Source organism: Enterococcus malodoratus, assembly GCF_027659535.1.
Taxonomy (GTDB): domain Bacteria; phylum Bacillota; class Bacilli; order Lactobacillales; family Enterococcaceae; genus Enterococcus_A; species Enterococcus_A malodoratus.
The window spans coordinates 33,490-58,367 of sequence record NZ_JAQDPG010000005.1; the positions used below are offsets into that span (position 1 = coordinate 33,490).

The following is a 24,878-nucleotide window of genomic DNA, read 5'->3' on the forward strand; positions in this document are numbered from 1 at the left end:
CCCTATAGTATAGAGAGTTTTGCTCAAAACTTCTAATAAATTCACCCTTTTTTCATAAAAAAGGAATTGCCCTAAATTCAGGACAATTCTTTATTCACAGTAAAAATAGGAAAATTTTGCTAAATCTGTCTACTGGCTATTTATGATTGACCATGTACGCCGTTCATCAAAATGACGCGCTTCATTCTGAGCCTGCTCCACTAGTTTCTCCGGATAATCCATCACTTTTAATAAAGCAATCGCATTCCGAGTAACTGCCGGACCCTGTTTTAACAGATAATCAAAAGTGATTCCCTGCTCCTCTGTCACCGCCTCTTCAAAATGAACATTTTCGCATTGGTTTTTCAATATCTCAGTCAATTCAATATCATGAGTCGCTACAAAACTGAGACTCGGATATTCCGCTAACCAAGTCACTACACTAGACGAAGCCGCAATCCGTTCAATCGTATTCGTTCCCTTTAATATCTCATCGATAAAACAATAGCAGCGTTCCCCTTGCTCCACTTGATCCAATAGCCGTTTAATTGACTTGATCTCAGCCACAAAATAACTATCGCCAGCAAAAATATCATCCTCAACCGCCATTGACGTCAGAACGTGCCCTGGCTGCATCGTAAATTCTTCAGCAATCGCCGTGTTGATTGTCTGAGACAGAATCGCACTGATCGCAATACTTTTAACATAAGTAGATTTTCCCGAAGCATTCGAACCAGTAACAAGCGTATTCTGCTGCCAATCAACAGGATTGACTACAGAGTATTCAACCAGTGGATGATAAATAGCTTCGGCCTGAATTCCCCCAGTTGAAAAACCCGGCTGACAGCTTACAGGAAAATAGGTTCTAAAATTTAAGATCGCCGCAGCAACCTCCATTTCACCCAATACTTTCCACAAATTGATCGCTTCTTGGCTGTATTTGCTCAATCGAGTGATTACAAAATTATAGGCAATAAAAGGAATCATAAACGCCAGATTGAGATATTCAAAAATAATATCCGCCTCACTAGTACTTTTCACTCGGAAAGAAAACCCCCACTTCGCAATTGATTTCAATGGAACAACATTTTGAATGATTTCGGCTTGCCGCGGAGTAGCTATCTTACTCAAATTATTAGCGAGTGATACTGATTGAACCAAATAGCGCATACTCTCCAGCTCAGTCTCCAATTTCACTTTCTTAGTCATATAAAAAATGACATTGAATAGAATCGAACCAAGCATCAGCAAGATCCCTGACGGACCGATGATCAAACTAATCACCAAACTAATGAGCGGCAATGTCCCTAATAAGACAAACAGCCATAAATTCCCTAATTTTTCTTTTTTGCCATTCGCGATATACTGCTTGGTAAAATTATTGTCTCTTTTCCCCAAACCGGCAAAATGATATTGGATTTTTTCTCTAATCTCAGGATTTTCCTGATAAAACTGAATCAATTCTTCCAGATACGCCGCGTGATCAAAATTATAGTTTCGCAAACGCTGATACAACGCTTCAGAGCCAATACTGGAATACGTACCATTGATCAACTCAAAAATGGCTTGCATATCTAAATCGTACCAAGTTAAATCATCAATCTCACTATCCCAATCATGAAATTGTTTTTCAATCTGCCAAGCCGCTTTCAAGCTTTCCTCTTTATCGAGGCGAGTCTGATGCGGAATTTTTCCCCACTGGCTTCGAACAAATTGTCGTAATTTAATCTTAGAAAAAATATCTGCAGCAATGAAAAAAGCGAACGCTATCAAAATTATTCCGATTACTAAAACTCTTGAGCTCATTCTCTTCTCCTAGTCCTACTAATTATTCTTTTACTAACCGATTAAAAATTGCTATTAACAGTGTAACGAAATAATTAAGTAATTGAAACCAAGATCAAAAAAAAAGAAGACCGTAAAAAGTCTTCTAACGAATATCTTTTACAAATGAACCGATTGATGAAAGGTCGCTCTCTGTTAAAAAATCATCGACGATTTTCAAATTACCAAAAGAATAATTTTTGATTGGATAATTTGCGATAACCAAATCATATTCCTTAAAACTCTCATCGCATTCAAATTCCAATGCTGAACCTCCGTATATCCCAGTCACTACTCTAAAATGGAATCGACTTTGGATCAGTTCTGCAAGCATTTCTGCGTGACTTTTCCCGGAATCACTCACTACCAATATTTTCACCTTTGTTGAATGAACATCCAATGAATGAGGCAGCCCTTCCCATTCTTTGAATAAGACCGTAAGAACGGAAAAGTAAAAAGAGCTGAACCACGGATCACCAGTTGTTCGCTCTATGCGTAACAGCAATTGATGAACAGACTTAGTGAAGTATGGATAGTGTGATTTCGCGTTGCGGGAAAAATACGCCGCTGAATCAAATAAGATCGATGGTGCATATGGATAAACTTGGTAAGACGCATGAATTCGTAACAATTTCTGTAAAATATTTTTTCGTTGTTCTTCTACCAATGACAGGTCAAAAATACTCTCCAGTTCGCCAAGAAAATTATCTAAATATCCCAAGATCATTTGACAGCTTGGTTCAAAGCGAGTAATAAAACACGTGCAAAATAAGCTGTTAGCAACCTCATAATACCAATGCTCCGTCACGACATATTTTGAATCCTGAACAGTTCGGTCAGCCGCTGGACGTAAAGTTAAAATCTTTTCTATCAGCGCTGGATTTAAATCCAATTTTTCATCGTCCGTCAGAACAAATCCCTGCGAGGTACGTACGATAATAACGGTCAGCAAATAGCCGCTCTCCAAAATTTCACGATCATTATAGGAAATCTCGAAAGAATCATTGGCATACTTGATAAAATCAATTATCCGGCCACGCTCTAAGTCGAAAGGCCATTCATTCAAACCATATTTCTCTAGAAACAATTGTACATAAAAGACACGCACCCAGCGTTCCTTTTTAGCAGTGATACGAAAGGGCCTTCGCTCCAATACTAGCCCTTTTTCTTCCAAAACCTTATCAATTTGCTTAATCATCCGATAAAAAGTCGCCTCGCTGATGAACAGTTCATTGATCCAATAGTCCATATCTTCATTCGGCTGAAAAAAAATCCGCTCCAAAAAAATAAATGCCTCAGATTCCTCCATCAAATTTCGGGCCAATTGGCGCGTTCTATTATGGAGTGCATTATTCAGCCGCAAGCCATTCGTACGAGAAAACTCTACTCCAACGTGTTCACCCCAATAATCATTGATCGCCTCAACATCAGATAGGATCGTCTTCACCGAGCAATCTAATAGATCAGCAACCATTTCTGGATTTTGCCACCCGATTAAGTCCCGTAAAACACCAATGATGGCTAAACGTCGTTGTGTTGTATTTTTAAGTAATCTCCGCACAAAAGTACCCTCCTAACCCATTCGTCACTAATCTTCAATCTAGTTAATCATTTTTATTTTTTTAGATTATAACATTCTTTGGTCAGTATATCATAAAATAACTCTATAAAAGCGGAAAAATATTGATATTTATTTAACTAAAATTCACAAATAACAATCTGTTTTAACAATTACGTTATTTTTATTTTCAATTTTCTACTCATGTTTTATCATTTAATCAAAGTAGAAAAAGGGGTGTTTTCCTTGAAATCATCAAGAAGAAAGTCATTCATTTTTTTTGTTGTTATTGTATGTCTACTATTATTCTTTGGACCCATTATTTTTTCTTCTATCTCTGGCGCCCAGACACAAACTGAAAAAAAAGCGCAACAAGAGAACCTCGTTACTATCCACGGTGAAGACACTCTTACCATTACAACTACTGATTCATTCAGTCCAGAACAGTACTATAAAGCAGTTGATAATAAATTCCAACCAGTCCAAATGAAATACACGGACGTCCATGCTGATCAACCAGGACGATACGCTTTAACCTTAACTGCGAAAAAAAAGAAGGATTCCGTCAAACGAACAGTTCTTATCATTGTGAAAGAAAAGAAGCCTCGTGAAAAAGAAAAAACTGAAAATAAAACACCTGCCTCTTCAACTTCAAAAGAGACTGCAGCAAAATCAACCAATAATTCAGTGACACCACCTCCGGCAAATCCGAGTCCTCCAGTAGAAAATCCACCCGCTGCAGCAGAAGGTACCGTGGAAACAACGCCGCAGCAGGAGCCCGCTCAGGTTGCTCAAGAGACTCCGCAAGTACCTCCAGAAGCCGCTAAACCCGCAGCTGAAGCGCCTGCTCCGCAACCCGCCACTCAACCAAATCAAATCATTTTTCTCGGTCATTCCTTACCTTACCAAAACGGTGGGCAAGGCAGCGGACAAGGCATCATCAATGGCGGCTCCCTCGCAGCGACCTGGGGCGGTAATCCGATTCAATCCGGCACCGACAATCAAAACACTCATTTTATCGGACATAATCCCGGGATCTTTTCACCCGTGTTGTCTCTCAATCCCAGTGATGCTATTACGGTCACTGACAGTGCAGGCAATCCAACAACTTATATCGTAAACGGTTTGGTCCAAGTCGACGATAGCGGTGTAAACATCGCCTCCGGTCAAGATAATTGGGATCAGATCACTTCTGCTGGCGGCGGTGAACGAATTACCTTACAAACTTGTATTGGTGATTCAGTTAATCTAATCGTTTACGCACAAGCATAATTAAAACAGGCTGACACGTTAAACGCATCAGCCTGTTTTATTCAATCTTTTTTCTAAAACGTAACGAACAACATGAGCAATGAGCATCGTTCCAAAAACAAGTGCAGTGACAATTTTGATACCCATTGGGACATAACCTGAAGGTCCTGGTACACCAACCATCCCACCAATCATCATCAAGCATAATCCGCCTAAATTATAGGTAATCAGCAATAATTTATTGATCTTGTGAATCCTCTCCATGATCCTCCCCACCTTCTGAAATGCGCATCCCTAAGAACGCGACTTTATCTCTAATATTTTGCGAATCAGCTAGATAGTCCCATAGACTAGGTTTACCTAGCCCTAACAAAGCATCCACACTTTTGCTATAAATTCGGCTAAGATTGATCAACTGATCATAATCCGGTGCACTTTTATTCAATTCCCACTTAGAAACAGTTTGAGGTGTAACATGTAAAAGTTCTGCAATTTGTTTTTGACTCATCTTTTTCTTTTGTCGAAAATATCTGAGCTGCTCGCCAATCTCAACCACTGTTTTCCCCTCACATCATCAGTCTTTCTACAAATATATTATACAATGGAAAATGGCCGGTTTACTACAAATCATTGGTAGACAATTCGTTGAACACATGAAAAAAGGACGCAACGAATCGTTGCATCCTTGGTATAACAATAAATAAATTCAGCTTTATGTAAGATTCGGTGTGATTGCAGACATCGTTTCGATGCCAACGCTGATACGTAAAGCAGCATCAACCTCGGCCATCAGACAACGATCTAAGTGACAGACCTTTTCTTTCAAACGAGATTTATCGATTGTGCGAATCTGCTCTAATAAAATCACTGAATCCCGTTCGATTCCGGTACCATTTGATTTGATTCCAATATGTGTTGGTAATTTGGGCTTCGCCATTTTTGCCGTGATTGCTGCAATGATGATCGTTGGGCTAAAATGATTACCCAAATTATTTTGGATCACCAATACCGGACGGATTCCTCCCTGTTCAGAACCAATAACTGGCGATAAATCTGCAAAATAGATATCACCACGCTTAACCATAGTATTCTCCTTACTCCTTTTTATGTAGCCATTTTTCAAACGAAAAATGCCCCCGTTGTTCTTGCCGTATATCATTCCTCTATACTCTTACTGCCTTGTTCCTATTACTACCATACGTGTCTTGTCTCACCGGAGCATACTGCAAAAAGAGGAACTGACATCCTTACTCCTTTTAATGTAGCCATTTTCAAATGAAAAATGCCCCTGATGTTCTTGCCGTATATCATTCCTCTATACTCTTACTGCCTTGTTCCTATTACTACCATACGTGTCTTGTCTCACCGGAGCATACTGCAAAAAGAGGAACTGACATCCTTACTCCTTTTTATGTAGTCATTTTTCAAACGAAAAATGCCCCGTTGTTCTTGCCGTATATCATTCCTCTAAACTCTTACTGCCTTATTCAAAAAAACAAAAATACTTCTTGATCGCACTTACTCTTGATAAATCCTTGGAACACGTTCGGAAAGCATACAGCATACTTCATAATGAATCGTTCCTAAATGATCTGCTACATCTTGCATCGTAATCTCTTGACCATTGTTTTTACCGATCAGCGTGACTTTCGTTCCAACTTTAAAATCTCGCGGCAAGCGGATCATTAATTGATCCATGCAAACACGGCCGACAATTTCGCAGAATTCACCATCAACTAATAATGAAAAGCCTTGCATCTTTCGCAGCCAACCATCCGCATACCCAATCGGAATAGTACCAATCCATTCTTTTTTGGGTGTATCGTAAGTTTTTCCATACCCTACACCTTCACCTGAGGCTAGTTCTTTGACTTGAATCAACTCGGATACTAATTCCATCGCTGGTTTCAATGGATAGGTTTCAGACAATTCATGACCCGAAGGATTTAAGCCATACATCCCGACACCGTAACGAATCATATTACCCGGCATTTCTTGGTCGTGCCACAAAGCGGTCGCACTATTACTTGAGTGCACGTAACGAGGTAAGTGATCCAGTGCTGCAATCACCTCATTAAAACGTTCCGCTTGTTTGTGCCAATAAGAAGTATCTTTTTCATCTGCTGTAGCAAAATGAGTAAATAGACCTTCCCAAATCATATTGGGTGACGCCTCTATGATTTCTGCCGCTTCTTTCACTTCTTCTGGTGTTAGAAAACCAATCCGTCCCATACCGGTATCTGCTTTAATATGGATTTTGATCGGAGCAGTCGTTTCCTCTAAGTCTTTTAATACTTCTTGTGACTCAATCAGCCAGTCCTTTGTTGCCACGGTGATCGATAAATCATAATCAACAACTAGTGACAAATAACTTGGAAAAACGACACTCAACACTAATATTGGTTCCGTTATACCTGCTTCTCTTAACTCGATTGCCTCGTCTAATGTTGCTACACAAAAACCAGTAGCCCCAACAGATAAAGCCATTTGTGCGGTAGCTATCGCACCATGTCCGTACCCGTCTGCTTTGACTACAGCGAATAATTCAAACCCCTCTGGCAAACGGTCAATCTCATTTCTAATGTTCTCTCTCAATGCTTTCCTATGTATGATAGCTCTTGTAGGTCGATGATACGTTACAACCATAAACTCAGTGTCCTTCTTTCTATTCCTCTAGCAATACTTGCGCGATTGCTAGTTCCTCTGTGTGGGTCAAGCTGACAAAGACCTTGCCCTGATGAGGTGATTTTGTAAAGGCGGGTGCACCATTATCATCTCTTAAAATTTCTAAATCCTGAAAACTTACTTTTCCGATACCGGTCCCCCAAGCTTTAGAAAAAGCTTCTTTACATGCATACCGTCCTGCTAGAAATTCTACCTGACGATGCGAAGAATGGCTAGTAAAAAGGGTCTGCTCAGCCGGAGTTAATATTCGTTCTACGAAATGCGGCCGCCTTTCAATGATCTTGGCGACCCTCTCAAGCTCTGTCGCATCGATTCCGATTCCTTTGATCATGTTCTCAACCCTTTCAAGTAACATCTTTATTTTACCAAAGACTTAGTTAAATGCTATGACTTTTTTTTAAGAATCCGTGTGAAATCATTCATATCAAGCAAAAAGCCATCAATCAAAAAGATTGATGGCTTTGAAAGTGATTAAAAATTAATCGTTTGAGTTCGTACGGATTACAAAGCCGCGTTTTTTATCGTTGCTGCGGTTTGTATTTTTATTGTTGCTGCGTTGTTTGTTTCCACCGTAATTTTTGTTTTTATTGCTGCTGCTGTTACGATCGCGATCTTTACGGTAATTATCTTTACCGCGTCCGCCGCCACGGTTATTACCACCACCGCGTTTGCCGCCACCGCCGCCACGATTGAAGCCGCCTTTTTTATTTGAAGGCAATGGGCGTTCTGGTGTGATTTTTACCGGTACAGAGTCTGCAGGATCTTTAGCCGTTGTTTTCAATAACAATGCGACTAATTCTTCTGGAGAGTAAGCTGCCAGTAGTTCTTGCGCTGACTCACTGTATTTTTCTAAACTATCCGAATTTTCTTCCATTTGGCTTTGGATTTGTTCCATTGCCGCACCTAATTGGCCTTTGAAAGCTTCTTTTTCGGTTGGTGGACGCATTGGATTCATGCGTTTTTTCGTCAAGTTCTCGATCACATGTAAATAGCCCATTTCGTTTGGTGTAACGAAAGTTACTGACATACCGCCTTTACCAGCACGCCCTGTACGACCGATACGGTGAACATAGCTTTCTGGATCTTGTGGAATATCATAGTTATAAACATGAGTTACTCCTGAAATATCTAACCCGCGGGCAGCTACATCTGTCGCAACTAAGATATCAAGATCCCCACGTTTAAATGAACGTAATACACTCATCCGTTTTTGTTGTGATAAATCACCATGGATACCTTCAGCTTTGTAACCGCGAGCTTCTAATCCACGTGCTAATTCATCAACACGACGTTTGGTACGACCAAAAACGATTGCTAAATCTGGTGTTTGAACATCAAACAAACGAGTCATAACATCAAATTTTTCATAATCTTTTGCACGAACATAATATTGATCAATCAAATCAGCCGTCATTTCTTTGGCTTTGATTTTCACATGCTCTGGTGCTTTCATGAACTTAACGCCGATTTTTTTAATTGCATCAGGCATTGTTGCTGAAAACAATAATGTTTGGCGTTGTTCAGGGACTTTACTGATGATTTTTTCAATATCTTCTAAGAAGCCCATATTTAGCATTTCATCTGCTTCATCTAAGACAAGCGTTTCAACGGTTTCTAATTTTAAGGTGTGGCGATTGATATGATCCAGCATCCGTCCAGGTGTTCCTACAACGATATGCGGACGATCTTTCAATCCACGAATTTGACGGCCAATATCTGCTCCGCCATAAACAGCTTGCACGCGAATTTTTTTATCGCGGCCTAAGCGAAATAGTTCTTCTTGTGTTTGGATTGCTAATTCACGCGTTGGCGCAATAACTAATCCTTGTAAAATATTTTTCGTTGAGTCGATCTTGTTTAACATCGGCAACCCAAAAGCGGCTGTTTTACCAGTCCCTGTTTGTGCTTGTCCAATCACGTCTTTTCCTTCTAAAGCTAATGGAATCGTTTGTGCTTGGATCGGTGTTGCTTCTTCAAAACCTGCGCGTTCTACCGCAATCAATAGTTCTGGTGATAAATTTAGTTCTTTGAATTTCAAATGATATCCTCCTAATGTCTGTTGACCTTATCATTTAGAGCGTATGGTTTGGTATCTGCGTTTAGTCTGCAACTGTCCCTTTAGTTGCCGTCCTTGGCGATACTACCGAAAAACCGCTCCGCGAAGTCAGGCGGAAGGATCATCTCTCACAAAAAGTGGCTGAGACATTGTTCAACTGAAAAATGTCCCAACCGCTTCTCAAAAATAATTGGTAAGCCAACGAAACTCTCGTTAGCGAATCTTTAATTTATTGGATGACGCATTCAATCATTACTTCATTTCTCGGCAATGGCTTATTTTAGCACATGATTTCATTTTCTGCAAGTTTTCACTACGACTGCAATGCTTCAACAACTTCGGTCAACCCCATACCGTTGCTGCCTTTTAAAACAATACTGTCATCTGCATGTAAACTGTTTTTGATTGTATCCACCATTTTCTGCTTATCATTTTTACTAAAATAATGAACTGCTAATGTCGGATAGCGATCCGCTAAAGCAACTTTCAAACCTTTCATTTCATCACCGTATAGAAAAATCTCATGAAAGTCTTGATCATTGATATGCTCTACCATACTAGTATGCAGCGAAAATGAATCTGCCCCTAACTCCAACATATCTGCCAAAACAGCCAATCGCCGTCCTTCTGTCGGTAATTTCGCAAAGGTATCTAGTACTAAGCCCATCGCTGTCGGATTGGCATTGTAAACATCGCTCAAGATATCTGCACCATTACTGGCTTTTAACCACTGCGTTCGATTTTGTGTCACCTGTACGTAAGCCAGGCCTTGGAAAATTTCATCATTCTCTAAACCAAACCAACGGCCAATCGCCATAGCAATCAAGGCATTTTGGACATTGTAACTGCCAGGTAATGGAATTTGATAACCATTATCATCAACAGAAAAGACGGTTGCACCTTTATCCTCATTTAGGATCGTAGCAGATAACTCTCCCTTTTGAATCCCAACCGTTTCTACCGTTTGCGACAATGAATGTGTCCGTTCTTCCAATAACGGCTCATCCGCAGGGATAACCAACAAGCCATTAGTCGCAAGCCCGGTTGTTATCTCCATTTTTGCATCCGCAATTTTTTCCCGTGATCCTAAGTTTTCAATATGGGCTTCGCCAACAATCGTAATTGCCGCAACATCGGGTTCAGCCAATTCAGATAAAATACTGATTTCACCAGCATGATCCATGCCCATTTCCAGAATCAACTTTTCTGTTCCTTCTGGCATATGTAAAATTGTATAAGGCAGACCGATATCATTGTTATAGTTGCCTTGGGTTTTATAGGTCCGAAACTTTTGGCTAAGGACAGATTCAGTCATATCCTTTGTTGTCGTTTTACCATTTGAGCCTGTAATCGCAATAACATCTGGATTTTCTTCTAGCAGATAATAGCTTGCTAACGCTTGAAAAGCTAATAATGTATCCTTCACCAGAACCACGGCGATTCCCTCAGGTGCTTTTTCTGCCTCTTGACTCCATAATGTCGCAGTCGCGCCATTTTCAATTGCTTTTGCTACAAACTCATGGCCATCATTTGTTCCCTGCAATGGAACAAACAAATCGCCAGCCTTGATTTTTCGTGAATCGAATTCGACACCAGTAACGGTCACCTCATTTTCCGTCAATACTTCACCTTGAACGGCCCTGCTGATGATTGTCGTTGTAAAATTCATGGTGTTCCTCCCAAATTTTTGTTTCTGACTACAAGAAAGACTTCGCAAACTGGCCGGTGCGGCGATAAACTTTTTTAAAGCATTAATTAAATCCTTATACAGGAAGCAACTATGCTTTAGCCAAGTTTACTAGCACTTGATGGACTACTTCTTGAAAGAAGCCAGTTTGGTGAGTCGGACAATAATACTTCTAATTCAAATACTGCTTTGAAAAAATTTATATCTCCACACATTTAAAAGGAACTTGAAACATCATCCAAACGGAATCCTGTCTCAAGTCCTGTTTGTGATTAAACAGTTGCCTAATTATTCAAAGGCGGCTTGTTGTTCATAACGTTTCGTACCTAATTGGATCAATTCTTCGATCAAATCACCGTACTTCAAGCCCATATTTTCCCATAACAATGGATACATACTGAATTCAGTAAATCCCGGCATCGTATTCAATTCATTCAAAAATAACTCATTCTTATTCGTTAAGAAAAAGTCGCAACGGCTAAGTCCTGATCCGCCTAACATTGTGTAGGCTAATTTCGCATAATCCCGTGCTTTTTGCATTACCTCTTCAGGAATTTCAGCGGGAATTGCCATTTGAATCGTATTATCAATGTATTTCGCATTGTAATCGTAAAAAGCAACTTCTTTCACGACTTCACCAGGTAACGTTGTACGCACATCATCGTTTCCTAAAACAGCAACTTCAATCTCACGAGCATCAATTCCTTGTTCGACTAAAGCACGAGAATCATAACGATAAGCTTCTTGTAACGCATTTTGTAATTCCTCACGATTTTCTGCTCGTGAAATACCAACACTTGAACCCATGTTAGCTGGTTTAATAAACATTGGATACAATAAAGTACCCTCACATTTATCAAAGATTTGCTTAGGATTTTCTTTCCATTGGTTTTTCAAAACGGGCACATAAGGAACTTGTGGAATTCCGGCGGCTTGTAAGATATATTTCGTCATGATCTTATCCATCGCACAGGCACTCGTTACAACTCCTGCTCCCACATAAGGCATATCCAATGTCTCTAAGAAGCCTTGAATCGTTCCATCTTCACCGTTTGGTCCATGCAAGACTGGGAAAACGATCGCATTGTCTTCTTTGATATCCCCGGGTGCAATCACCTTGCCGCTAAAGCCTTCGACTTCATGACCAGTTGGGTCCCACGTCAAGCGCAACGTTTCATCTGTTTCTGGCGCCTCCGTTAACAAGGGGCCTTTGACCCATTGACCGGTTTTATCAATATAGATAAGTTGTACTTGATAGTAGTCAAAATAAACCGCAGAAATAACTGAAAAGGCCGACAAAATTGCTACATCATGCTCTGGACTTTTCCCACCATAAAGTAAAATAATTTTCAACTGAGTATCCTCCATTACTTTCTGATCCCTAACATTTTAGCACAAAAATCAAAATCCCCAAAAAGAAATTTTACAAGTATTACAAAGCTTATCATTTAGATTACAGTAATGACTGTTGAATCAAGCTTTCCAGAACACTCCTAAAATGTTCCCGATCTTCATTTGTAAAAGGTTTAGGGCCTTTTGTGCGTTGTTTTGCCTGTCGCATCTTACTACCGATAAAACGTTGTGTCAATAAAGCATCGATATTCATCTGCGTATATTCCAATCCCGACTGGTGTAACACATGAGCGGCCTTAGCCAACGTCAAAGAAGCCAATCCATAGTCTTGCGTAATCAAAAAATCATCCGGCTGAATAACAGAAACAATTTTGAAATCTGCCGAATCCGCACCGCGATCAACATAAATAAATTCCACAAAATCAGGATATTCTTTTTTTGAATAATGATCGATACTAGTTACGATGACTACCGGCAGCCCATATTTCTCGGCAACCGCAATCGTGGTATCTTTTACTGGCGAACCATCGCCATCAATGATCAAACGCATGTTTTCCAATCCTTCCAATCAGCCCAATACCAACCAACAAAATGATGATTGAGGCAAATTTTACTATGTCCATTGTTGCAAGGATCTCTGTCGTATGCAAGCTGCGCAGCAAAAAAATATCCTTGTCAGGCAAATCCTTTATCTGTAATGCAATCAGCATTAAGAACATCAAAATAAACTGATGCGTAATACTCCCTTTATTGGAAGTCGAATATTTTGCCGTAATCCGCTGCTGCTTATCAATACTTTCTGTTTGATAATACAAACGATTCAACCACGAACTTGTCCCTTTCTGAAAAAACGTTAAAACAAAAATAGCTAATGGGAACAAAACGCGCACACTCAACAATAATAATCCCACTGTTAAGCCAATCAGCTGAACTATCAAATCATTTTTAAACGATTTCCGAACTTTTCCAGCCAAAACTAGAGAACCAATGACACCTAAAAGATACGGTAAAAATAAATACAGCCCTTGAGATGCTGCTCCTTTGTATACAGCAACATAAAACGCACCAAAAAGAAAAATAAAATTACCTAGCATTCCATTGAGAAAGGTCAGAGCATTTTGCCAGAGCGGCAGCTTCCATCGGTCTTTTACTTGATGCACAATCACTACAGCAAACATAAAAATGCCTGAGAATAAAATAATCGCCCCGTTTAACATGGATTCATCAAATAATAAACGTCCGCTGCGCAATAAGAACAGCGCAATAAAAAATAGAATAAACCACGTTAGCTCAGAAAACGAAAAGACATGTTTGGTTAATTCCTTAAAATCCATTTCATAATGAGGATAATGCTTCACGGTATGATACGCACACACAAAATAAAGTGTGACTATACTCGGTACAATCACCGCTTGTAAAGGCAAAGCGATCATCGTTCCAAAAAACAATGGTAACAGAACAATCAGCGCGACTAAATAGCGACGGCTGCTCATAGATTGGAACCCTTTCGATTTTTCAAAAAGATTGACACTCGTATTGGCCGGAGGCAACCAAGCCGCACTCACCCCTAAAAACAGACTGCCAAACAAATAGAAGGTAAAATTTAGTGCCCCCATTAACGTCAGAAATGAACCGATTCCTCCGACTAAAAGTGCGACCATTAACAAAGTATACTGATCGATCGAACGATACAGTCCGCGAATCAAGAAAATCCCAGTCACTCTAAACGTATAGAATAGAACAAAAGGCAAGACTGTGACGGACATCCGCGGATCAATCAAATGCATAAATAATAAATAGGGAATGACAATCATTGTATTTGATAATACGAATGGAGTTGTCTGAGTAAATTGTCGTAAAAAATTTTTAATTGCTTCCATAAAAAATATCCTTCCACTAATAAGAGATCAACGTTAAAGCTTTGCGAAACTCTTCGATTAAGTGCTCCTCTTTGTATGCGGCAAATTCTGCTTGATGCTTATTCAACACACTGCGCATCTTCATAGGAATAAAATTTTCCGCCAGTTGATTATCTAACACAAAATCTCGCGTGATTCTCCATTCATAATAATAGCCTAAGGGCCGACAACTATAGATCGTGTCGTGAATCCTTTGATCTTCAAATCGTCGATGCGTGTGTCCAAACACAACCTGCTGAACATTCGGATACTGATCCAATAACTTTCCCAGTTCCTGTGAACCTAAAAAAGCATTCAGTTTATTCCAAATTTGATACTTGCCGCTTAGATGAACAATAAATTCTTCTTTAGGTACGAAATGTGTCACCAGAATAACTTGATAGTTTTTTCGTGCCAAATCATCCAAAACAATGCGTAATTGTCGTAAAATTTCTCGATCCACCGTTTGATCATCCGAAAAACGTTCAATAATTCGATCAAACCAATAGATGTTTTTAATCGAGCGGATTTGCTGCGAGTCATCTAATTCAGAAAAACCATAATCATACCATCCATTAAATCCTAATAATACTGTTTGTTGATTCAATGGCAAATAACGCAAGTTTAGAAAATGGCTGTCAGGATAATGTTCAATCATCTGTTCCCCTTTGACATTGCCCATTTCGTGATTTCCTAAATTAAAAGTAGTCGGTATTCCACGTTGACGGAAAAATTGATTGACTGACAATGTCTGATCGATCTTATTTGCAGTATCCCCAGCAAAATGCAGACGCGTCACCTCATGTTCACGCAATAATGTGAAAAGCTTAGTTAATTCTATCTCACCTAGATGATTAATATCTGCGTGCAGATCCGTGATCACAGCTAGTTTTCCCATCTCACCGCCTCCTTCCCGTCTACTTTACACAACTCATCGTAATAATGCGAGTCAAATGCTGATAGTCTTACAAGGAAATTTCACGTCTGTGCTATACTTAATTTATAGATATTATTGAAGGAGGGGTTCTTGATGGTCACTTATCAAAATCTACAAACCGATTTATTGCAAGCGCTTGATCTGCACATCGATATTTTAAAAGAGGTTGATGACATTGAAACCGAAGAGTTACCCGGCTTTTTATTTATGATGCGAAGTTTGGGATTCATGCTTGATCGCGCAGCATTAGTTTTGGCTAGTAACAATGACGAGGAAATGTACTATATGATGTTTCAATACTACAGCCTTTTGAAAGAACTAAAATTTAATCTGGCGATGAACTTTCCTCATACTCAGATTCAAGGCGATCCATTGATTGATATGGTCAATCACTTTCCAAACAATTACGAAAAAGAAATGAAAGCCTGGTGGGAAGAAAAAACCGGTCTGACAGTGGAAGAAACGAAGCAAACAATCGAATTAAATGATTAGACAATCCAGCTTCTTTTTACTCGTCCTGCATGTTCCACAAAATCAATTTAATAAAAACGAATAAAAATTTTAGTCCTGCTAATACACAAACCATTCAATTTTTGGGAGGTGATCAAATGCGCATCGCTGTTTTTTGTGGTGCCCACCATGGGTCTGATCCTGCTTATCAAGCTGCCGCAAAAAATTTAGGCCATTGGATTGTTGAAAATAATTACGAGCTTGTCTACGGCGGCAGCAAACTCGGTCTGATGGGTGTAGTCGCTGATAGTGTTCTGAACGAAGGGGGAACAGTGATTGGGATCATGCCAGAATTTTTACACGATCTCGAACGTGTCCACACGCATCTGACAAAGATGATCACCGTAGCTGATTTGGATGAACGCAAAAAAGCCATGATACAATACGCGGATGTCTGCATTGCTCTACCTGGCGGAGTCGGTACTCTAGAGGAAATAAGTGAGGCTTATTCATGGGCGCGTGTCGGACAAAATAATAGTCCCTGTATTTTATTTAACGTCAAAAACTATTATCAACTGTTACAAGAATTCTTTGATCAGATGGTCGAACAAGGTTTTTTATCAAAAGAAGATCGTCAGTTAGTTTTGTTTTCTGAGTCTCTATCTGAAATGGATACATTTATTCACGATTATTACAAAAAATAGACGCCGCTGAACCATTCAGCGGCGTCTTATTTTTAGATGTCCATTTCAGGATACAAAAAGCGCAGTACATCCATTGTTAAGCGATGACTCTTGCCGACATATGGATAGATATGCATGTGCATCATCGGATTGAAGTTCGCTTCGATGATTCCATAGTCCTCCTGTGTTTCATACGGTTTTTCTTTGTCTGGAATAATCAAATCAATACCGCTGATGCTAGCACCTAATACTTTCACAGCATCGATCGCCAATTGTTTGTAGCTTTCGTGGATTTCATCAGTCACATCAATTGAATCTCCACCGGTTGATACATTTGAATTTTCTCGCAAGAAAACTTGCTGCTCTTTCTCAGGTACACTATCGATTCGCAGTCCTTGCTCCTTCAACATTAACTGTTCCAAATCCCCTAATTGGATTTTTTCCAGTGGTGAACGGTGATTGGTTCCACGTAAAGGATTTGCATTTTTTTCGGCAACTAACTCCTCGATTGTTCGTTTACCATCACCGATAACATTTGCCGGAATTCGCAGTAAAACAGCCTTCACTTGATGATCGATCACAAAGAAACGATATTCAGTTCCTGGCATAAACTCTTCGATAATCACTTCAGCATCTTCATCAAAAGCGATCGCTAGCCCCGCATTGAAATCGATCATGGAAGTCTCACCTTTAAAGATCGTAATTCCTAAACCATAGTTCGTCGATTTTGGTTTGATAACAAAAGCCTTTTGAGCAAATCGCGGATAAGCTTTTTTGGCGGCCTCCATCGAACCAAATGTTTCGCCCACTGGCACACGAAAACCGGCTCTTGCCAACACAATTTTAGTGACCGTTTTATTTGCCATCAATAATGGTGCAATGTACGTATCTTTACTGGTCATATTGCCATTTTTTACTAATTCTTGATGATCGGCATGTTCCAGCTTGACGAATTGATCCTGTCGATCCAGCACTTCTGTCTCAATTCCCTTTTGAATCGCATCGAACAAGAGATTTTGTGTAGACAATTCCATTTCTTGGAAACCTGCTAATTGGTAAGGATGTGCCCAAGCTTGATCATAAAACTTACGGCCCAATTCGGTGGCCACTGCAGCTTGTCCTTCGGTTTCATCTAGAGCAAGTATTCTCGCTGCTAAAGTTTTTTCTGGTTGATCCAGCCATGCCTGATATCGTTCTAACAATTCGCCGCCAGCTAGTTCCAGTTCATCAACCATTTGCAGCATTTCGCTAAAAATAGCTTGTCCTTCAGCTACATAGGCTGTAGTTTTTGCTGGGTGTTCTAGTGAAACTGCATCGCTAATCTGATTTCCTTCAGCTACCCATTCATCAGCTGGTAATTTTTCATCCGTCCATAATAAATAAAGCATGAATAAATGAATAAACTCGATTGTGTCCGCATCAATACCCACACGATCAAAAGGATTCAAATCAATATTTCGTAATTCAACGTAACGAATCCCTGTATGAAAAAGGTCTGCGACTTTTTTCCCACCCCGCATGCGGACCGGTGCGTAAAATTCTTTTTCTTCTGATAATCGACCCTGAGATACATTTTCTGCCAAGTCTTCACTATAACGGGACAATGTTTCGTAAGAGACTTGCACATCCGGCTTATTCACATAACCATAGTGACTGGTACGGATACTTCTCACCGGCTCTTTTGGTCGATCCTCTTCATCAAAATAGCGTGCTTCACTCAAAGGACTCGCACCAAATAAGTAGGTCAGCAACCAACGATAACGTAAAAAGTTGCGTGCGATTTTCATGTATAGACGTGTCTTAAAGTTCTCCATTGAGGCTTCTTCAGTTTGTGCTAAAAACAATTGTTTTACTAGATCCAAACCATATTCAAAGTTGAAATGGATACCGCTTACCATTTGTTTTCGTTTGCCATATTCCCGCGCCAAGTAACGACGATATAAAACATCTGCATGACGCTCCAATTTTGCTATTTGGATGTCTTCCTCTTTTTCTGGTAAGACAGGCGGCATAGAAAAAGGCCACATCATCTCATTTTTCGGCATACTTCGTTGCGCGACATCGTGGATTGCCTCTAAATAAGCCAATACTTCATCCACGGATTCAGTAACTGGCGTGATCAGTTCTAATTGTGTTTCTGAAAAATCTGTTTGGATATAAGGATGGAAACTTCGATTACCGACAGGTGCTGGATGATCCGTATGTACTAACTCACCTTCCAGTGTTACCCGTTGGCTTTCTTTTTCAATCCCATAACGTGCTTGCAGCAAAAAAGGCTTAACCTTTTCTTGTGCCATCATTTTTTTAGTATTCATTTGTTCATTGCCCTCCCATGCTACATTATATAGAAGAATATCCAGAAACAGAACGGAAATGCTTGAAAAAAGAGATAGTATTCAAGATGAAAATATGATTAAATAATAATAACAATACAATTAATCAAAGACGGTTGTCAGATACCTGTTTTATAAGAATGGAGGCCTCGTATATGCACAAAGAAAATCAATCGATGATAAATGATACCGATCATTTATGTCAAAAAACAGATTCCAAAGAAGTCGTGATGTTACGTCCACATCGTCAACACCAATTTCATTGCGACGAGGTCCATCGCATAATGGATCTCAATACGCGGCAAAATAATGTTAGTTTGCATGTGCCGCCCTTTTTTCAAGATATGCAAAAGAACTGTTGAGAAAATCTCAACAGTTCTATTTTATTCTTCCTTCAATAATCCTTTAAATAGACCAACCGCAAAATCATTCGCTTCAAATGCTTCTAAATCGTTTATTCCTTCACCCAATCCGACTAATTTCACCGGAAGATGCAGTTCATTCCGAATCGCTAAAACGATACCGCCTTTGGCCGTACCATCCAATTTAGTCAAAACCAACCCAGTTACGTCAGTCGTTTCCTTAAATTGACGCGCCTGTACTAAAGCATTTTGCCCTGTCGTTGCATCAACGACTAGCAGAACTTCATGGGGTGCCGTTGGAAATTCCCGCTGAATTACCCGTTTGATTTTCTCCAACTCATTCATTAAGTTAACTTTGTTTTGCAAACGCCCTGCTGTATCAATCAACAAAATGTCATAGTTCTCTTTTTTCGCTTTATCCACCGCATCAAAGACTACCGCCGCTGGATCTCCCCCAGCATTTCCGCGGACCACCTCCACGCCAGAGCGTTTCCCCCAGACAACTAGCTGATCGATCGCACCGGCACGGAAAGTATCGGCGGCTGCTAATAAAACCTTCTTGCCTTCATTTCTATATTGATTCGCCAATTTTCCGATGCTGGTGGTTTTACCTGTCCCATTCACACCAACAAACAAAATCACGCTCAATCCGTCATCTTGCAGGTTGATCTTATTATTTTCATCGACACCTTCTGCTTCATAAATGTCTACTAGTTTTTCAATAATGACATTTTGAATCTGAGAAGGTTTCTTGGCATTTTTCAACTTGACTTCTTGCCGGAGAGAATCTGTTAACTTAATCGCCGTATCAAAGCCAACATCCGCGCCAATCAGGGTTTCCTCTAATTCCTCAAAAAAGTCTTCATCAACACGGCGAAAACGTGCAAACAATTCGTTCATTCGATCGCCAAAAGATTTACGCGTTTTTTCTAACCCTTTATCGTATTTCTCCTGAACTGTCTCTGCTTCCGTTTGGGCGGTTTCTGCTAGTTCAGTGCTTTCCGACTCTGGCTTGATTTCCGAAATCTCTTCCACTTCTGTTATTACCGGTTCTTCAATAACTTGCTTTTGGTCATCCGGTATTTCTTCACTAGTTTCAGTCAAGTCATTTGGCTCTTCACTGGTTTTTGATTCAGGGCTTTCAGGTTCAGAGGTAAAGACTTCTTGTGGCGGAATATCCATTGTCTCAGCAGTTTGTTCAAGCGACTCTTCAATTGTCTCTTCGCTCTTCTCAGCCGCTGAATCTTCACTATCTGTTGTTTCATCAGCTTCTGTAGGAACTATGGTATCAGAAGATTCTTCCTCTTCAACAACAGTCTCTTGCTTTTCAGGTTCTTCGGCTTGTTCCCCAGTAAAGGCCTTTTTTATGCGGTCAAATAATCCCATTTAAAATCCCCCCTTAAATTCAATTAGTTTAATTCATCAAACACGAATTTTTGGATGGCATGCGCAACACCATCTGCTTGGTTCGTTCTAGTCACAAAATTAGCGGCAGATTTGATCCCATCCGTAGCATTTTCCATCGCTACACCCATACCTGCATAATTAATCATTGATAAATCGTTGGCTTCATCTCCCAACGCCATCATTTCATGTGCCTCGATTCCTAGGTGTTCACCTAAAACTGAAAGACCAAATGCTTTTGTCACACCTTTTGGCATAAATTCTAATAAATTGGGCCGTGTTTTAAAAATTTCAAACTTATCATATTCTTCAGATGGGATCAAAGGAATCTTATGATCTAAATAATCTGCATTCACTGCCGCGACCACTTTATTGTACAGTGTATCCTCTTTCAAAGAGTCTATCGTTTTGGGAACATAGGTCAATGCCTTGTTCAACGTGGGATAGATTGAAGGATGATCCGCTGCTGTTTCAAATTGAAAACATAGCGCATCCGATAAAACGTCCATCGGCAAATCAATTTCTTTTAACAACTCATGAATATGTTTGACATCTGCAAGCTCCATCGCTGTCTTACCTAGGATCCCACCTGTATTCGTTTGAATCAGCCCGCCGTTGAAAGTGATTGAGTAATCATCTGCATCAAGTAAATTCAGTTCTGCTAAATAATCTTTGATCGCGATCAGAGGGCGTCCCGTACAGATGACTATCTTCACGCCTCGAGCTTTGGCTTTTGCTAATATTGTTTTATTTGTATCAGAAATCGTCTTTGCATCTGTTAGTAATGTTCCATCTAAATCAATTGCAATTAGTTTTATCATTTCAGGAATTCCCCTTTCCTCACTTGAAATTTCCCGTCCTCTTTCACTTCTTCCAGGCGGACTGAAATAATTTTCGAAACACCGGATTCTTGCATCGTTACACCATAAAGAATATCTGCAGCTTCCATCGTGCCTTTACGGTGAGTGACCACAATAAATTGCGTGTCGTTTTGGAAAGCACTCAAATAACGTCCAAAACGTGCAACATTGGCTTCATCTAGTGCAGCTTCAACTTCATCTAAAACACAGAACGGTACAGGTCGTACTTGAATAATCGAAAATAACAGTGCGATGGCCGTCAGTGCTCGTTCCCCACCTGAAAGCAGCGACAAGCTTTGTAATTTTTTACCTGGCGGCTGTGCCTCAATCTCGATACCCGTATTTAACAAATCGTCAGGGTCCGTCAAAACCAATTCTGCACGACCGCCGCCAAACATATTTGGAAAAACGACATTGAACTTTTCACGAATCGCTTGGAAAGTCGTATAAAAACGTGTTTTGACTTCATCGTCCATTTCACCCATCGTTTCAAACAATTGTTCTTTAGCCGATAATAAATCATCTCGCTGTGTTGTTAGAAAATCATAGCGTTCCTCGACTTGTTGATATTGTTCAATGGCGTTCAAATTAACTGGACCTAATTTTTCAATTGCGTTCTTCAACCGGCCGACTTCTGTTTGAGCCGCTTGCTGATCAATCTCTGGATCTGCTTGAGCCTCTGCACCTTCAAAGGTCAGGCTGTACTCCTCTTGCAAGTAAGCCAATGCGTTGTCTAATTTCAGCTCATAACGATTTTTTTGAACATCCGCTTGTGATTGACGTGCCAACAATTGCTTTTGTTCGCGATTGGCTTCCGTCAAAGCGCCATCTGCATGATCCACTTTTTGCTGCAGACTTTGACGTGTTTCTTTCCATTCGGCCAACTGTCCTTGCAGGTGTTCTCGAGCGGTGGATAATTCCGTCAAACGCTGATTCAAACTCTCCTCGGATTCTTCGTGAACCGATGAATCGCTGGAAAGCGCCAGCAATTGATTTTCTAAACTTGTGATGTGACTGTGCAATTCATTGATTTGATTTTCTAGACTCAATACCTGCCGATCCAAATACAATAATCGTTCGTCTATCACTGCATAATCCGCCTGCAAGCGGCTCAATTCAGCATTAATATTAGCCCGTTTGACTTCCAACTGGTCACTTTCTTCATTCAGTTGTTGAATTTCACGATTAATGTTGTCCTGTTGTGTCTTCAACTCAACCTGCTGGAATTCTAATGTTTCCTTTTGCTCTTGATACTCCTTTAAAAAGCTGTCCAGCTCTTTAGCCTCATAAGAAAATAACGTTTGCTCTTTTTGTAAGCGAGTCAACTCACTGTTGACGCGTTCCTCACTACTCTGTGCTTCTTGATAAGCCAAACGAGTTTGTTCACCTTGAGTTCTCAATGTTTCCAAGGCCTCAGTTTGATCGGCAACTTTCGTTTGCAAGTCATGGACAAACTTTTCTTTTGCTTGCAGTGCCTGATTGATTTCTTCGTAGCGTTTCGTCCATTCAGCCAGTTCATGTCCTTGATTAAATAGATTCCCGCGATTACCTTGTTTCGTAGCACCGCCGGTCATAGAACCGCCGGCATTCATCACATCTCCAGCTAAAGAAACAACTCGTACTTGATAACGCAATTGCCGAGCAAGCTGATTCGCACTGTTTAGATCCTGCGCGATTACGATTGCACCTAGTAGGTTTTGCATGACTGGCGCAACATTCTCTGAGAAAGTCACCAGGTCACTTGCAATCCCTAAAAAGCCGCTTTCATCTTTGATTGCTTGATATTGATGAGCTCCTAAGCTGCGCGGCTTAATCGTCGTTAATGGTAAAAAAGTTCCTCTTCCACTGCGCTGCTTTTTCAAAAAGGTGATTCCTTCACGGGCATCTTTTTCATTTTCTACAATGATATGTTGAGCCGACGCTCCGAGCGCAGTCTCAATTGCTAAAGCATATTCCTGTGGAACGTCAATCAATTCTGCTACCGCACCGATGATCCCGTTTAATTGTTCTTTATGTTGCAAAACACTGCGGACACCTTGATAAAATCCGCTATAGTTTTCTTGAATATCTTGCAAACTTTTTTGTCTGGCACGTGCTTGCTGCACTTGGCTCATTAAGTCATACATCAATTGCTGCTCTTTTTGCAACTGCTGCTGTGCAGCGTTCTTATTTTCAACCAATTGACGGTAGCTTTCTTGCTCTTCCGTTAATTGACTTTCAAGTGTCTGGGTCTTGGATTGAGCGTTGGTCTGTTGATCTGTCAGTTCCTTTAACTGTTCATGTAAAGCTTCAAACCGCGTAAGGCTCTGTTGATTTTTTGCCGTTTCTTGCGTATATTGGCGTTCCAAATATTTTAGTTCATTACTGACATTGGCTGACTCTTGCATCAACTCAACATATGTACCACGCAGATCTTCCAACAATTCTTTCGGTGATTTCTTATATTTTTCGGCTTCACTCATTAAATGTTGGATTTTGGCTTCCAAATCGACCTTTTCCGCCTGTTTGGCAGTTTGTTGCGCTTGGACCTCGCGCACGCTTTCTTGTGCTTCAGCCAATTTCTTACGTTGCTCAGTCAAAGATTCTTGATACTCAGCACTGCTCCTTTGAGTATTTTTTGACCGTTCGCTTAATAATTCTTTCTGTCCTTCGGCTTGTTTCAAAGCCTCCGCTAAATGCAATAATTGCTGTTGACCTGTTTCTAACTGTTCATCCAATGAACCGCGTTTTTGCCGCAGGTCTCCCAGCTGCAACTCCGTTTGCTGGATAAATCGGCCCTTTTCATCGACCGTTTGAGATAACTCTTCAAAATCAACTTTAGCAGATTGCCAAGATTCGCGAGTATGCTTGATTCTGGCTACCGTCAAGCTGACATCCGTCGCAGTCAATTCCTTTTTGAGCGCCAAAAACTCCTTGGCTGCTTCACTTTGAGCAGCTAAAGGAGTCAGCTGATCTTCTAATTCATAAATGATATCTTGAACTCGGCTTAGATTATCTTCTGTCTCAAAAAGTTTCTGTTCCGCTTTGCGTTTCCGCTGCTTATATTTCAAAACCCCGGCAGCCTCTTCAAAGATCCCGCGGCGATCTTCTGGTTTACTAGCGAAAATTGCCTCAACTTTCCCTTGAGATATGATTGAGAAAGATTCTTTTCCTAAGCCGGAATCCATAAATAAATCTTGGATATCCCTTAAACGGCAAGCCTGTCTATTAATGAAGAAGTCACTTTCACCGGTTCGACGATATCGTCTCGTCACACTGACTTCACTAAAGGCTAAGGGCAAGTAATGATCCGTATTGTCCAACACGACCGTCACTTCTGCAATATTCAATTGTTTTCGAGACTCTGAGCCGGCAAATATAATGTCCGGCATTTTGCCTCCCCGCAAACTTTTCGCGGACTGCTCTCCTAGGACCCAGCGAATCGCTTCAGTAATATTACTTTTCCCACTGCCGTTTGGCCCTATGACCGCTGTTACGCCTTGCTCAAATTCGATCTTTGTTCGATCAGCAAATGATTTAAAGCCAGCAATCTCAATTCGTTTTAAATACAAAATGTTC

Annotated in this window: 20 protein-coding genes; 3 read left to right on the forward strand and 17 right to left on the reverse strand. The window is 40.3% G+C overall.

All coding sequences use genetic code 11. The features are described from left to right. Nucleotides 1-129: 129 nt before the first annotated feature. Both PGP85_RS09270 and PGP85_RS09275 read right to left on the reverse strand, forming a co-directional pair. Nucleotides 130-1,785, reverse strand: coding sequence for a MutS-related protein (locus tag PGP85_RS09270; protein ID WP_270327245.1), 1,656 nt, complete (start codon nucleotides 1,783-1,785; stop codon nucleotides 130-132). A gap of 124 nt (nucleotides 1,786-1,909) precedes the next feature. Then, nucleotides 1,910-3,364, reverse strand: a complete 1,455-nt coding sequence (locus PGP85_RS09275) for a helix-turn-helix domain-containing protein (RefSeq protein ID WP_270327246.1) — start codon at nucleotides 3,362-3,364, stop codon at nucleotides 1,910-1,912. A 234-nt stretch (nucleotides 3,365-3,598) separates the two neighbouring features. Here PGP85_RS09275 and PGP85_RS09280 point away from each other — a divergent pair, with 234 nt between their 5' ends. Further along, nucleotides 3,599-4,633: a class F sortase gene (locus PGP85_RS09280; protein ID WP_270327248.1), complete on the forward strand. Its 1,035-nt coding sequence runs from the start codon at nucleotides 3,599-3,601 to the stop codon at nucleotides 4,631-4,633. Between the two features lie 27 nt (nucleotides 4,634-4,660). On the opposite strand, the gene PGP85_RS09285 is transcribed toward PGP85_RS09280, so the two are convergent. The 11 genes from PGP85_RS09285 to PGP85_RS09335 all read right to left on the reverse strand — a co-directional run bounded on the left by PGP85_RS09285 (nucleotide 4,661) and on the right by PGP85_RS09335 (nucleotide 15,189). Beyond that, nucleotides 4,661-4,876 (reverse strand): hypothetical protein, encoded by a 216-nt coding sequence (locus tag PGP85_RS09285; protein WP_270327250.1) that lies wholly within the window; start codon nucleotides 4,874-4,876, stop codon nucleotides 4,661-4,663. Further along, a complete protein-coding gene (locus PGP85_RS09290; RefSeq protein WP_270327252.1) occupies nucleotides 4,851-5,168 on the reverse strand; it encodes a helix-turn-helix domain-containing protein in 318 nt (105 codons plus the stop codon). The genes PGP85_RS09285 and PGP85_RS09290 overlap by 26 nt, the downstream gene beginning before the upstream one ends. Before the next feature lie 156 nt (nucleotides 5,169-5,324). Further along, nucleotides 5,325-5,696 (reverse strand): type II toxin-antitoxin system PemK/MazF family toxin, encoded by a 372-nt coding sequence (locus PGP85_RS09295; RefSeq protein WP_010742814.1) that lies wholly within the window; start codon nucleotides 5,694-5,696, stop codon nucleotides 5,325-5,327. Between the two features lie 434 nt (nucleotides 5,697-6,130). Further along, nucleotides 6,131-7,258, reverse strand: coding sequence for an alanine racemase (gene alr / locus PGP85_RS09300; RefSeq protein ID WP_270327255.1), 1,128 nt, complete (start codon nucleotides 7,256-7,258; stop codon nucleotides 6,131-6,133). A 19-nt stretch (nucleotides 7,259-7,277) separates the two neighbouring features. Next, nucleotides 7,278-7,628 (reverse strand): holo-ACP synthase, encoded by a 351-nt coding sequence (acpS, locus tag PGP85_RS09305; RefSeq protein ID WP_010742812.1) that lies wholly within the window; start codon nucleotides 7,626-7,628, stop codon nucleotides 7,278-7,280. A 147-nt stretch (nucleotides 7,629-7,775) separates the two neighbouring features. After that, nucleotides 7,776-9,335: a degradosome RNA helicase CshA gene (gene cshA / locus PGP85_RS09310; RefSeq protein ID WP_090407866.1), complete on the reverse strand. Its 1,560-nt coding sequence runs from the start codon at nucleotides 9,333-9,335 to the stop codon at nucleotides 7,776-7,778. Nucleotides 9,336-9,666: 331 nt separating this feature from the next. Next, the gene (locus PGP85_RS09315) at nucleotides 9,667-11,022 is read right to left on the reverse strand and encodes a UDP-N-acetylmuramoyl-tripeptide--D-alanyl-D-alanine ligase (RefSeq protein ID WP_010742810.1); all 1,356 of its coding nucleotides are present in this window, start codon (nucleotides 11,020-11,022) and stop codon (nucleotides 9,667-9,669) included. A gap of 306 nt (nucleotides 11,023-11,328) precedes the next feature. Next, a complete protein-coding gene (locus tag PGP85_RS09320) occupies nucleotides 11,329-12,393 on the reverse strand; it encodes a D-alanine--D-alanine ligase (protein WP_010742809.1) in 1,065 nt (354 codons plus the stop codon). A gap of 100 nt (nucleotides 12,394-12,493) precedes the next feature. Beyond that, a complete protein-coding gene (locus PGP85_RS09325) occupies nucleotides 12,494-12,943 on the reverse strand; it encodes a YaiI/YqxD family protein (protein ID WP_010742808.1) in 450 nt (149 codons plus the stop codon). After that, the gene (locus PGP85_RS09330; protein ID WP_270327258.1) at nucleotides 12,927-14,273 is read right to left on the reverse strand and encodes a hypothetical protein; all 1,347 of its coding nucleotides are present in this window, start codon (nucleotides 14,271-14,273) and stop codon (nucleotides 12,927-12,929) included. The genes PGP85_RS09325 and PGP85_RS09330 overlap by 17 nt, the downstream gene beginning before the upstream one ends. 16 nt (nucleotides 14,274-14,289) lie before the next feature. Then, nucleotides 14,290-15,189, reverse strand: coding sequence for a metallophosphoesterase (locus PGP85_RS09335; RefSeq protein WP_270327260.1), 900 nt, complete (start codon nucleotides 15,187-15,189; stop codon nucleotides 14,290-14,292). A 132-nt stretch (nucleotides 15,190-15,321) separates the two neighbouring features. Here PGP85_RS09335 and PGP85_RS09340 point away from each other — a divergent pair, with 132 nt between their 5' ends. Together PGP85_RS09340 and PGP85_RS09345 are read left to right on the forward strand one after the other, a co-directional pair. Next, a complete protein-coding gene (locus PGP85_RS09340; protein ID WP_010742805.1) occupies nucleotides 15,322-15,720 on the forward strand; it encodes a hypothetical protein in 399 nt (132 codons plus the stop codon). A gap of 116 nt (nucleotides 15,721-15,836) precedes the next feature. Continuing rightward, entirely contained in the window at nucleotides 15,837-16,382 is a 546-nt protein-coding gene (locus tag PGP85_RS09345; protein ID WP_270327263.1) for an LOG family protein, read from the forward strand. 32 nt (nucleotides 16,383-16,414) lie between these two features. On the opposite strand, the gene gshAB is transcribed toward PGP85_RS09345, so the two are convergent. The 4 genes from gshAB to smc form a co-directional block, all read right to left on the reverse strand. Then, on the reverse strand, nucleotides 16,415-18,676 hold the full coding sequence (gene gshAB / locus PGP85_RS09350) for a bifunctional glutamate--cysteine ligase GshA/glutathione synthetase GshB (RefSeq protein ID WP_270327265.1): 2,262 nt from the start codon (nucleotides 18,674-18,676) through the stop codon (nucleotides 16,415-16,417). A gap of 401 nt (nucleotides 18,677-19,077) precedes the next feature. After that, nucleotides 19,078-20,442: a signal recognition particle-docking protein FtsY gene (ftsY, locus tag PGP85_RS09355; RefSeq protein WP_270327266.1), complete on the reverse strand. Its 1,365-nt coding sequence runs from the start codon at nucleotides 20,440-20,442 to the stop codon at nucleotides 19,078-19,080. 23 nt (nucleotides 20,443-20,465) lie between these two features. Next, a complete protein-coding gene (locus PGP85_RS09360; RefSeq protein ID WP_270327267.1) occupies nucleotides 20,466-21,281 on the reverse strand; it encodes a Cof-type HAD-IIB family hydrolase in 816 nt (271 codons plus the stop codon). Next, nucleotides 21,278-24,871 carry a chromosome segregation protein SMC gene (gene smc, locus PGP85_RS09365; protein WP_270327268.1) on the reverse strand — a complete coding sequence of 1,198 codons (3,594 nt, stop codon included), beginning with the start codon at nucleotides 24,869-24,871 and terminating at the stop codon, nucleotides 21,278-21,280. Before smc ends, PGP85_RS09360 begins: the two co-directional genes overlap by 4 nt. Between the last annotated feature and the right edge of the window lie 7 nt (nucleotides 24,872-24,878).

What these genes read in the sequence shown, in the direction of transcription:
- PGP85_RS09270 (WP_270327245.1), bottom strand. Translation starts at nt 1,785, where the DNA reads ATGAGCTCAAGAGTTTTAGTAATCGGAATAATTTTGATAGCGTTCGCT.
- PGP85_RS09285 (WP_270327250.1), bottom strand. Translation starts at nt 4,876, where the DNA reads ATGGAGAGGATTCACAAGATCAATAAATTATTGCTGATTACCTATAAT.
- PGP85_RS09295 (WP_010742814.1), bottom strand. Translation starts at nt 5,696, where the DNA reads ATGGTTAAGCGTGGTGATATCTATTTTGCAGATTTATCGCCAGTTATT.
- alr (WP_270327255.1), bottom strand. Translation starts at nt 7,258, where the DNA reads ATGGTTGTAACGTATCATCGACCTACAAGAGCTATCATACATAGGAAA.
- acpS (WP_010742812.1), bottom strand. Translation starts at nt 7,628, where the DNA reads ATGATCAAAGGAATCGGAATCGATGCGACAGAGCTTGAGAGGGTCGCC.
- PGP85_RS09315 (WP_010742810.1), bottom strand. Translation starts at nt 11,022, where the DNA reads ATGAATTTTACAACGACAATCATCAGCAGGGCCGTTCAAGGTGAAGTA.
- PGP85_RS09325 (WP_010742808.1), bottom strand. Translation starts at nt 12,943, where the DNA reads ATGCGTTTGATCATTGATGGCGATGGTTCGCCAGTAAAAGATACCACG.
- PGP85_RS09330 (WP_270327258.1), bottom strand. Translation starts at nt 14,273, where the DNA reads ATGGAAGCAATTAAAAATTTTTTACGACAATTTACTCAGACAACTCCA.
- PGP85_RS09335 (WP_270327260.1), bottom strand. Translation starts at nt 15,189, where the DNA reads ATGGGAAAACTAGCTGTGATCACGGATCTGCACGCAGATATTAATCAT.
- PGP85_RS09340 (WP_010742805.1), top strand. Translation starts at nt 15,322, where the DNA reads ATGGTCACTTATCAAAATCTACAAACCGATTTATTGCAAGCGCTTGAT.
- PGP85_RS09345 (WP_270327263.1), top strand. Translation starts at nt 15,837, where the DNA reads ATGCGCATCGCTGTTTTTTGTGGTGCCCACCATGGGTCTGATCCTGCT.
- gshAB (WP_270327265.1), bottom strand. Translation starts at nt 18,676, where the DNA reads ATGAATACTAAAAAAATGATGGCACAAGAAAAGGTTAAGCCTTTTTTG.
- ftsY (WP_270327266.1), bottom strand. Translation starts at nt 20,442, where the DNA reads ATGGGATTATTTGACCGCATAAAAAAGGCCTTTACTGGGGAACAAGCC.
- PGP85_RS09360 (WP_270327267.1), bottom strand. Translation starts at nt 21,281, where the DNA reads ATGATAAAACTAATTGCAATTGATTTAGATGGAACATTACTAACAGAT.